Origin of the sequence: Colwellia sp. BRX8-7 (assembly GCF_014077275.1) — a bacterium.
Taxonomy (GTDB): Bacteria; Pseudomonadota; Gammaproteobacteria; order Enterobacterales; family Alteromonadaceae; genus Colwellia_A.
The window spans coordinates 1-8,422 of record NZ_JACGVP010000031.1; the positions used below are offsets into that span (position 1 = coordinate 1).

The window sequence follows — 8,422 nt, forward strand, 5'->3', positions numbered from 1 at the left end:
TGTGCATGTGCATGTGAGGAATAAACCATAATGATTACCAAAAGAAAACAAATTTTAAAATTAGACACCGGATGTCCCACAGTTATAACGCCCCATTAAGATAATGCCGATCAGTTAAGCAATTTATAGCTTGATTAATTTGCTAATGAGATCAAAATCCAGTGATTGATATCACTGGATTTTTTTTATGCAACTTTCTACCGCGCTTTCTTTAGTTAATTCAAATAACGTCACCGAGTTCCAAAACTTAGCAGAAATTTTGTCTCCAGAAATTATTAGTGCGGGACTAAAAGAACACGGAATATCTACCATTCGAAAGCGTAAGCTGCCTATGGAAAATATGGTGTGGGCTGTCATTGGCATGGCATTGTTTCGCAAGTTCCCAATGCGTCAAATGCTTAATCAGTTGGATATTATTTTACCCAGCGGTATCCCCTATGTTGCATCTAGTGCGGTCACGCAAGCGAGAAAAAAACTCGGTAGCAAAGTTATAGAAACAGTCTTTCAACAAACGCAACAACAATGGAACCATGATGCTAATCATGGTCAGTGGTGTGGTTTAAACCTTTTAGGTGTCGATGGTGTTGTGTGGCGAGTGCCCGATACCGATGAAAATAATGAAGAGTTTGCCAAAACAGGGACGCAACATGGCAAAGCCAGTTACCCTCAAGTACGTATGGTGTGTCAGATGGAGTTAACGAGCCATTTATTGACTAACAGTGTCTTTGATAGTGTTGAAGTTAACGAGATGAATCTTGCGTTAGGGTTAATTGATAAAACACCTGATAATAGTTTAACGCTGTTCGACCGTGGATTTTATTCATTAGGCTTGTTACATCGCTGGCAAAGTACAGGCAACACAAGGCATTGGTTAATGCCACTCAAAAAAAATACACAATATGAAGTTATCAATAGTTTTGGAAGACAAGATAAATTAATCCAATTAACCACAACACCTCAGTCACGAAAAAAGTTTCCAGAATTACCTAAAACGATGCAAGCACGGCTCATCACCAAAAAAGTGAAAGGAAAAGACCTTCAAATACTCACTTCGATGACAGATCCTATGCGCTTTCCATCCGCTGATATTGTTGATTTATATGCCCACCGATGGGAAATTGAGTTGGGATTTAGGGAAATGAAACAGTCGCTATTGGACAATCGATTCACATTACGAAGTAATCAACCAGAGCTTATTAGGCAAGAGCTTTGGGGGATATTATTGGCTTATAATTTAATCCGTTATCAAATGGTATTAATGGCTAAATCGCTAGACGGTGTCCACCCCAATCAACTGAGTTTTAATGGCGCTTCAATGCATATTATTCACGAATTAACCCAGTTATCATTCTGCACGCCAGGTAACATTCCCAAATACACAATGAATATTACAAAGTCGGCTAAGCAATTCGTTTTACCCGGTAGGCGAGAACGGCAATATCCGAGAATGTTGAAATGTTCAAAGAATAGGTACCCTGTTAAAAGTAAAAATGCCGTTCACCTTAAGTGAACGGCATTACCCATTAAGAGGCTTTTAATTGTTGGTTATAATGTGTAGCGAAGCGGAACCTAACCAACTGTCAAAGCCCTTATTGAATGGCTTTTTATATTTTATTTACACGATACTTCAACCGTTTTTGGGTACCAAATTGGTCCCAACATATTTACTGCACCACTAGCCAAACCATTTATAAAAGTTAATTCGGTTTTTACTGATGCCCAAGGCGTGTTACCACATTCTTTTTGGAGATCTACAACTGGCGAGCCCTCATATAAAGAAAGGGCGAAGTTATGATGCCATAATTGAGTGGTTTGATTTGATTTAACTTGATCACCTTTATCAAAATGGATTGTTGAACAACCGGAAAACAAAGTAACACATAAAACGCCTAACAGTATGTTTTTCATTATGATTCTTCCTTAGGACACCAAACTTTCACTGTATGTGGTGCATAAATACCTAGTGTAATTAATGCTAAAACACCATCAGAAAATGTTTGTTGTGATTGCATTTGCAATGGTTCATTTTTGTTACAAACTTTCAGGACATCAACACGATGTTCTCCAGATAGCCCCCATAAATAAAATGGTTTTGAATCTTGGTATGTGGGTTTATTGACAAGTTTATTTTGCCCTTCCGGTTTTATAGTAACCGTTGAACAAGCAGTGATCCCCACTAAAAGTACACTTAAAATTAAACTATTTTTTTTCATAATTACTCCATATGATGATTTAAAATATAACGCCCCTGTTAAGCGGCTAAAAATTGTTGACTAAATAACTTAGAGCATAATATCTAGAGTTGAACTTTAAAATGTTCGATTAATGTTGGGGAAATGTAAAAATGTGTAAGATATACCTGACTTGACCAAAAAATATAACGCCCCATTAAGAGGCAAATGATAGTTGGCTAAAATTGCGAGGAACGAAGCTAGCCAACTGTTTAGCGTCCGTTTGAATAGCTTGTTTATGCCCTTTACAATACGCATTAGAGTGCGCATAATAAACGTAATGATTACTTGGAGACATACTATGCAAACATTATACGATCTTAAAGCCCCTAAAAAAGCAACAAACCTTAGCCTAAATAGTGACTTACTAAAAAGAACAAGAGCACTTAACATTAATTTATCTGCAACTTTAGAGCAAGCATTAAAAGATAAATTGAAAAGTATTGAAGCTAAAAAATGGGTAAAAGAAAATAAAAACGCTATAAAAGCCTACAATGATTTTGTAGATGAAAATGGCTGTTTTGGTGACGAATTTAGAGAGTTTTAATGGCACAATTTGATGTATACATAAACCCAAGTAAAAAAAGCAGAGAAGCATATCCTTATATAATTGATATCCAAAATGCGTTAATTAGCGATATTGCAACTAGAATTGTGCTCCCTTTAGGGAAGCTTAGTCATTTTAGAAATGAAAAAATGAATGGCTTAACTCAAGCGATAGAATATGAAAATGAACAATTCATTTTACTCACACCTCAGATTTCATCGATGCCAGCAAATTTACTCAAAAGCCCTGTTGGCTCGGTTGAATCATTAAGAGATGAGATTATTGCAGCGATCGACTTTGCTATTACGGGCTTATAACGCTACGTTAAGCGGCAAAAAATTGTTGCCTAAAATTGTGAACGGAGTGAAACAGCCAACTGTTTTTTGTCCGTTTGAACGCCTTGTTAGCGGTATTTAGCTCTGTAGAAGAAATCTACGAAGATCTCGCTCTTGACGCATGACATGTAATATATAAACTTTGTCGCTATCCACTTTATAGAAAATACGACAAGGATTAACATTAACTTCACGGTAATTTAAGTTAATTAATTCAAGTGGTCTTTTACCTGATTCAGGATGATCTTCTAACCTAGATATTTTGTCAAATATTTTGTGAGTCAATTTCTTAGCCGCATCAATATTACTTAAAGCAATATACTCAGCAATATCATTTAAATCATCAAGAGCTGGAGATGTCCAAATTATTTCAGCCATTTGCTCATTTTCTCTTTTGCTTCTTGATTCGAGAATGTATTACCGCTTTTAATTGCTTGCTCACCGCGTGCAACACCCTCAAGAATTGCCATTCTTTGCTGCATAAATTCATAATCGTCAACATCAACTAAATATGCCGATGGTTGCCCATGCTCAGTAATTAACACAGGTTCTTTGGATATGTGAAGTTCAGCTAAAATTTTTGTAGCTTGACGCTTAAGTGTCGTAACAAGTTCAACTCTCATGATAAATCCTATTTAGAACTCAAATAATGTATCACTATAGTATCACAAAAGTTCGAGGTTACAACTATACGGCTAACGCCCAATTAACAGCCAACTGTTTTTTGTCCGTTTGAAGGTCTTGTTAGCTGTACTTTGCACATACACTACCCAAGTCATGTTTTATTTTTTTTACTAATTGAGGGAAACCATTGTCAGTTTTATATGAAACTACAACATTACTATTTAAAATATTAACACTAAAAGCTGGGGAGTAATAAACTTGGCTTGGAGCATAGCTGACAAACGAAGAAACCCAGCCACTTTTATTGTTATTTAAAAGTAAAACTAAAGCGTCGTACTCAGCATCACCTTTAGAAATGAGTTTATCGCAAAATTCAAACTGTGGAGGAATAAAATCGACTATTATATCCTGCTCACGAAATACATATAAATATGTAACTGAAACAAAAAATAGGACTGTGATTATTAAATACTTTAGAATTTTAAACACAACTTCCCTTGTACAGCTAACGCTTTGCTAAGCGGCTAAAAATGGCTGGCTATAATAGCGAGGAACGAGCGCAGCCAGCTGTTTGTGTCCGTTTGAGCAACTTGTTAGTTGCCTACTCTTCCTCAATAATATAAAGGTATTCAATATTTATATTTTTAATGTCTTCATATTTGAGGATAAGGCGATCTCCCTTTATTTCATAAAAACGTGTAGTTGGTGGGGTTGTTGGTTCAGAATCGTCTGACTCTATTGGTCTTCTCATTGCACCAGATAAAACAACTCGATTCAATTGCCCATTAGAATCAAGATAAAAATCTTCAAGAACACCATAATATAAGAAGGATGTATTATTAGACTCAACTAAGCAGGATAATTTAATTAATTCTGCGTCCTGAGTTTCAGATAATTTACCTGTAAGCTCATAGTACCATGGAGTGTCAAAAGCATACTTTGATGATTTGTAGGGATTAAAATAAAAAATTATTTTTTGAAAAAATTTCCCAAATACATACGCAAGTAAAAAAGAACTAGAAAAATATAAAATAATCTTAGTGATGTTACCGCTTATAGCTCCTAAATCAGATGCAGAGATTGATTTAGAGCCAGTTAATAGTTTTACACAAATATCGTAATTAATTTCGTTACCTGATAGAGGTACTACAACAGCAATTAAAAAAACATGTAAAATTAGCGCATAAAAAAAAGCCAAAGATGAAGAAACATCAAATGGCTTTTTTTCTATACTTGTATTTTCTAGTTTTTCGTAAGAGTTTTGGAATATAAAACCTGGAATAATAAGTACTAAAATAAAAAAAGCAGGAAAAGCTATATTCATGCCACGGCTTTCTCTTTAGGAGAAGTAGAAACTCGATATTTTTTACCGTTTGACAAGGTGATAACTTCGTACTCTTTTGAGCTACTAGATATAAAAGCTCTCAACTGTTCACTTCCAGAAGGATCGCCTTTTATTTTCTTGGCTAGATTACCTAATAAAGCTTTCATAACATCTCCTAACATGCGGTCGTATATTTACAGTTTACTTTAAATTTGATTAATGCGCTACAAGTGATGGCATAAGGCAACTAACGCCCATATTAAGCGGCTAAAAATTGTTGGCTAAAATAAGCGACGAAGGAGCAAATAGCCAACTGTTATTTGTCCTTTTAAGTGACTTGTTAGCATACTGGGTACACCTGTCGTTTAAATTTTCTTTGACAGCCAATGCATGACATTTAGAAGAAACTGTTCATTTTGTTCCGCACCATCTGAGACTAAACCATATTTTTTACCCGTTGAAACCGTAACTTGCGATGAGAACGTCATCCCCTCAGAAAACACTGCAACTCGACCTTCTCCAACTTCCAAAACTGCTCCTTGATACCAGCCATTCATTGATACTCTTGGAGTTTTGCCATTTACTTGAAAAGGTATCTCGGGCACAACAGATGTGGCTCCTTTACCTAGAGTTAAAAGGGGCTGTGCACTTTCAGGTATTTGAAAAGCGGAACCACCAAATGTTTTAACTTGAGTGATATCTTGGGTTATTGAATGTTCTATAAGGGATTTATTATCTAAGCGAAATAAGGTGTCACGGACATGACCATTACTAAACTCAAAACCAAAAGCAGATGATAGTTTTTCTATAACTTTTGGAAAAGGTGTGTGATCGGCAACTAGAAAAAGAGAACCACCTTGTGATACCCATTGTTTAACGGCTTCAACTTCTCCTTTGTCAAATGCATCTCCGAATGGAGGGTTCCAGTCCTGTCTATTTTTATCTAGTGCATTTGCGACTACCAATATATCCGCTTGTTTTAAATAAGTTAAAGTGAACTTTTCTTTACTAGATTTCACAGTATAACCATCACTAGACAGAACTTGAGAAAAAGGCTTGTATCTGCCCTTTTTTGTAAGGAAATTATTATGAGCTTCATCAATAAGAACAACAGGGCTATTTAATTTAGAAAAGGTACTATTGATATTTTTGGGGACGAAATCAGGATCTGGTTGTTGATCACTATCAGAACAAGACGACACTCCAACTAAAAGGAGTCCTAAAAGAATAGTTTTACAAATTGATTTCATTTAAATGTTCCATATTGATTACCACGATTCTAATTAAAGTATGCTAACGCCCCACTAAGAGGCTTTTAACAGTTGATTAAAATGTGAAGCGAAGCGGAACCTAACCAACTGTTAAAAGTCCTGCTTGAGTGGCTTGTTAAGTGGCTGATACTCTTGCCTTTACTGTATCAAAGTTTTCAACATTCGTATTGATTTTACAACCTAAATAAATAACAACTTCGCGGGCACCTGCAGCTAGTGCTAACTCGCGTAATACTCTTTCTTCTATATCTGTAAGACCACCATCAGTTTTTTCTAACTGGTGAATAATAACTCTTGGTGCAGGTCTGATTCTTGAATTGTGAATTGTATACATGCCATGCTGCAATATTTTCTCTGCACACATAAAATCTGCGACAAAAGACCGACTGTGCTTGAAAGGGTTAAGCACTCTTATATTAGGAGAAGATAGGGTTTTAGCAGCCTTTCCGATTGCCTTTATGATTTCCCCTTTCTTAGTATTTTCTAAAGCAATATAAGGTTCTTCCTCGAATGAAATATCAGAAGAAAAATCTTTAATCGAAACTTTATTTTCGCTTAATTCAAAAAGTAAATCATTTGAGAAAAGACTTCTAAGGAATGTGAACAATACTCTCGGCCTCCGAGCCACTTAACGCCCTATTAAGCGGCGAAAAATTGTTGGCTAAAATTGCGAGGAACGAAGCTAGCCAACTGTTTAGCGTCCGTTTGAATAGCTTGTTATGCGCTGGTTGTGATTACCACAAGCATCACCATTTATATAAAATTCTGTGGCAGCCCGACTGTAGGATTAAAAAACTCCCACTCAGTGCGACACACCAAACAATGAATTTTGAGCCACATAAATAATCTAACGTTTAGCACCAAACGTAAACTGGCGAAAAACACTTTGGCCAAAAGCTAAAAAAGTATAATTGCCACGTAAGTTACCAAAACAAAGAACAGGCAACAAGCACAACAATTTTTTATAAAACGCGAAACGCAAAAAACAATTTAAACAGAATTCGTGTCTGACGCATAACGCCCTAATAACAGGCAAAAAATTGTTTGCTAAAATGTTGAGGCACGAAAACAGCAAACTGTTTTTTGTCCTTGTTGATTAGCTTGTTATATGGCAGAACTACCAAAAGCGCCACCATGCTTTTTTATTTGGAAAGTTAAGAAGTTTAACGTTGTCGTAGCAAACACCACAAAGAATTTTTACGTTTGAAAACTCTTCTGCCTCTCCTTCCCACTCACCATTTTTATTTACTAAATCTTCACACTCCGAACACCACGCATCTGGTCTAGGATTTTCTGGTTGCTCAATTGACCACCAAAAACCTTTAGGTTGACCATCATTCAGACTCTCAACTGTATGTTGACATACATACGTTTCCTGCTGCTTTCCATGTTCGCAACATTCAATATACTCTATTTCATCAGCCATACTTTAGTGCCATATAACGCCCATTTAAGGGGCAAAATTTAGTTGGCTAAAATAGGTGAACGGAGTGAACAAAAAGCCAACTGTATTTTGTCCCTCTTGAAATTCTTGTTATGTGGCTATTGCGTAGAAACTTGTTATTAACTTATAAACATACCTATCGATTTAACTTCTGAATTTATACTTTGAAGGTTTAATGTACCTAAAAATTCACCATCCTCTTTTGAACTCCATTGTCTCCAAAGAACTAGCACACTATCTTTTCTACGAAGGATACCAACGAATTCTTTTTTATCCGTTAGAGACGTAAGCAAAGGCACTTGCTCCCATTGGTTCTCTACATCTTGTTTTGCCTCATCCGTTTGATCTGTTTCAGGCATGTGTTTTGAAAATAAATCCCAGTTTTTACCATTGGCTCCTTTTACAATATCATCCCAAATTGGTTCTGCAATGTTTAAAATTTCAGAGTCAGATTTCGTTAATATATTCATAGATCATACCTTTTTATATAGTAGATAATATGCCGCGGTTACACAGCCACATAACGCTTACATAAGCGGAAAATTATAGTTGGCTAAAATTTTGAGGAACGAAAAACAGCCAACTGTAAATTTTCCGTTTAATGTTCTTGTTATATTTCGTCAAACCACCAAGCCTTAGTGTCATG

General features: G+C 35.9%; 14 protein-coding genes. 3 read left to right on the top strand and 11 right to left on the bottom strand.

All coding sequences use genetic code 11. The features are described 5' to 3' along the window. The first annotated feature begins 187 nt into the window (after positions 1 to 187). A complete protein-coding gene (locus H4J57_RS18665; protein ID WP_070374312.1) occupies positions 188 to 1,510 on the top strand; it encodes an IS4 family transposase in 1,323 nt (440 codons plus the stop codon). Positions 1,511 to 1,611: 101 nt separating this feature from the next. Here the strand turns inward: H4J57_RS18665 and H4J57_RS18670 are convergent, their stop codons facing one another. Next, on the bottom strand, positions 1,612 to 1,908 hold the full coding sequence (locus H4J57_RS18670; protein WP_182221973.1) for a Bor/Iss family lipoprotein: 297 nt from the start codon (positions 1,906 to 1,908) through the stop codon (positions 1,612 to 1,614). Further along, the gene (locus H4J57_RS18675) at positions 1,908 to 2,213 is read right to left on the bottom strand and encodes a Bor family protein (RefSeq protein ID WP_182218464.1); all 306 of its coding nucleotides are present in this window, start codon (positions 2,211 to 2,213) and stop codon (positions 1,908 to 1,910) included. The genes H4J57_RS18670 and H4J57_RS18675 overlap by 1 nt, the downstream gene beginning before the upstream one ends. 319 nt (positions 2,214 to 2,532) lie before the next feature. On the opposite strand from H4J57_RS18675, the gene H4J57_RS18680 reads away from it, so the two are divergent. Both H4J57_RS18680 and H4J57_RS18685 read left to right on the top strand, forming a co-directional pair. After that, positions 2,533 to 2,778 carry a type II toxin-antitoxin system CcdA family antitoxin gene (locus tag H4J57_RS18680; protein ID WP_182243880.1) on the top strand — a complete coding sequence of 82 codons (246 nt, stop codon included), beginning with the start codon at positions 2,533 to 2,535 and terminating at the stop codon, positions 2,776 to 2,778. Continuing rightward, positions 2,778 to 3,095, top strand: a complete 318-nt coding sequence (locus H4J57_RS18685; protein WP_182243881.1) for a CcdB family protein — start codon at positions 2,778 to 2,780, stop codon at positions 3,093 to 3,095. The genes H4J57_RS18680 and H4J57_RS18685 overlap by 1 nt, the downstream gene beginning before the upstream one ends. Positions 3,096 to 3,191: 96 nt before the next feature. On the opposite strand, the gene H4J57_RS18690 is transcribed toward H4J57_RS18685, so the two are convergent. From H4J57_RS18690 to H4J57_RS18730, 9 genes are all read right to left on the bottom strand, one after another. Continuing rightward, entirely contained in the window at positions 3,192 to 3,491 is a 300-nt protein-coding gene (locus H4J57_RS18690; protein ID WP_182169421.1) for a type II toxin-antitoxin system RelE/ParE family toxin, read from the bottom strand. Beyond that, positions 3,479 to 3,736 carry a type II toxin-antitoxin system Phd/YefM family antitoxin gene (locus H4J57_RS18695; RefSeq protein ID WP_182218457.1) on the bottom strand — a complete coding sequence of 86 codons (258 nt, stop codon included), beginning with the start codon at positions 3,734 to 3,736 and terminating at the stop codon, positions 3,479 to 3,481. The genes H4J57_RS18690 and H4J57_RS18695 overlap by 13 nt, the downstream gene beginning before the upstream one ends. 121 nt (positions 3,737 to 3,857) lie before the next feature. Then, on the bottom strand, positions 3,858 to 4,226 hold the full coding sequence (locus H4J57_RS18700; protein ID WP_182218455.1) for a hypothetical protein: 369 nt from the start codon (positions 4,224 to 4,226) through the stop codon (positions 3,858 to 3,860). 112 nt (positions 4,227 to 4,338) lie between these two features. Next, complete coding sequence (locus tag H4J57_RS18705; protein ID WP_182243882.1) at positions 4,339 to 5,061, bottom strand: hypothetical protein; 723 nt, start codon at positions 5,059 to 5,061, stop codon at positions 4,339 to 4,341. Further along, positions 5,058 to 5,228, bottom strand: coding sequence for a hypothetical protein (locus H4J57_RS18710; RefSeq protein ID WP_182218451.1), 171 nt, complete (start codon positions 5,226 to 5,228; stop codon positions 5,058 to 5,060). Before H4J57_RS18710 ends, H4J57_RS18705 begins: the two co-directional genes overlap by 4 nt. 198 nt (positions 5,229 to 5,426) lie before the next feature. Then, complete coding sequence (locus tag H4J57_RS18715) at positions 5,427 to 6,311, bottom strand: DUF4350 domain-containing protein (RefSeq protein WP_182243883.1); 885 nt, start codon at positions 6,309 to 6,311, stop codon at positions 5,427 to 5,429. 136 nt (positions 6,312 to 6,447) lie between these two features. Then, positions 6,448 to 6,939: a rod shape-determining protein gene (locus H4J57_RS18720; RefSeq protein WP_220465973.1), complete on the bottom strand. Its 492-nt coding sequence runs from the start codon at positions 6,937 to 6,939 to the stop codon at positions 6,448 to 6,450. Positions 6,940 to 7,449: 510 nt separating this feature from the next. After that, a complete protein-coding gene (locus H4J57_RS18725) occupies positions 7,450 to 7,758 on the bottom strand; it encodes a hypothetical protein (protein ID WP_182243885.1) in 309 nt (102 codons plus the stop codon). Between the two features lie 137 nt (positions 7,759 to 7,895). Next, a complete protein-coding gene (locus tag H4J57_RS18730) occupies positions 7,896 to 8,246 on the bottom strand; it encodes a hypothetical protein (protein ID WP_182243886.1) in 351 nt (116 codons plus the stop codon). Between the last annotated feature and the right edge of the window lie 176 nt (positions 8,247 to 8,422).

Excerpts from the sequence above, each read along its gene's own strand:
- H4J57_RS18680 (WP_182243880.1), top strand. The coding sequence starts at position 2,533 with ATGCAAACATTATACGATCTTAAAGCCCCTAAAAAAGCAACAAACCTT.
- H4J57_RS18665 (WP_070374312.1), top strand. The coding sequence starts at position 188 with ATGCAACTTTCTACCGCGCTTTCTTTAGTTAATTCAAATAACGTCACC.
- H4J57_RS18710 (WP_182218451.1), bottom strand. The coding sequence starts at position 5,228 with ATGAAAGCTTTATTAGGTAATCTAGCCAAGAAAATAAAAGGCGATCCT.
- H4J57_RS18670 (WP_182221973.1), bottom strand. The coding sequence starts at position 1,908 with ATGAAAAACATACTGTTAGGCGTTTTATGTGTTACTTTGTTTTCCGGT.
- H4J57_RS18675 (WP_182218464.1), bottom strand. The coding sequence starts at position 2,213 with ATGAAAAAAAATAGTTTAATTTTAAGTGTACTTTTAGTGGGGATCACT.
- H4J57_RS18730 (WP_182243886.1), bottom strand. The coding sequence starts at position 8,246 with ATGAATATATTAACGAAATCTGACTCTGAAATTTTAAACATTGCAGAA.
- H4J57_RS18715 (WP_182243883.1), bottom strand. The coding sequence starts at position 6,311 with ATGAAATCAATTTGTAAAACTATTCTTTTAGGACTCCTTTTAGTTGGA.
- H4J57_RS18690 (WP_182169421.1), bottom strand. The coding sequence starts at position 3,491 with ATGGCTGAAATAATTTGGACATCTCCAGCTCTTGATGATTTAAATGAT.
- H4J57_RS18725 (WP_182243885.1), bottom strand. The coding sequence starts at position 7,758 with ATGGCTGATGAAATAGAGTATATTGAATGTTGCGAACATGGAAAGCAG.
- H4J57_RS18705 (WP_182243882.1), bottom strand. The coding sequence starts at position 5,061 with ATGAATATAGCTTTTCCTGCTTTTTTTATTTTAGTACTTATTATTCCA.
- H4J57_RS18685 (WP_182243881.1), top strand. The coding sequence starts at position 2,778 with ATGGCACAATTTGATGTATACATAAACCCAAGTAAAAAAAGCAGAGAA.
- H4J57_RS18695 (WP_182218457.1), bottom strand. The coding sequence starts at position 3,736 with ATGAGAGTTGAACTTGTTACGACACTTAAGCGTCAAGCTACAAAAATT.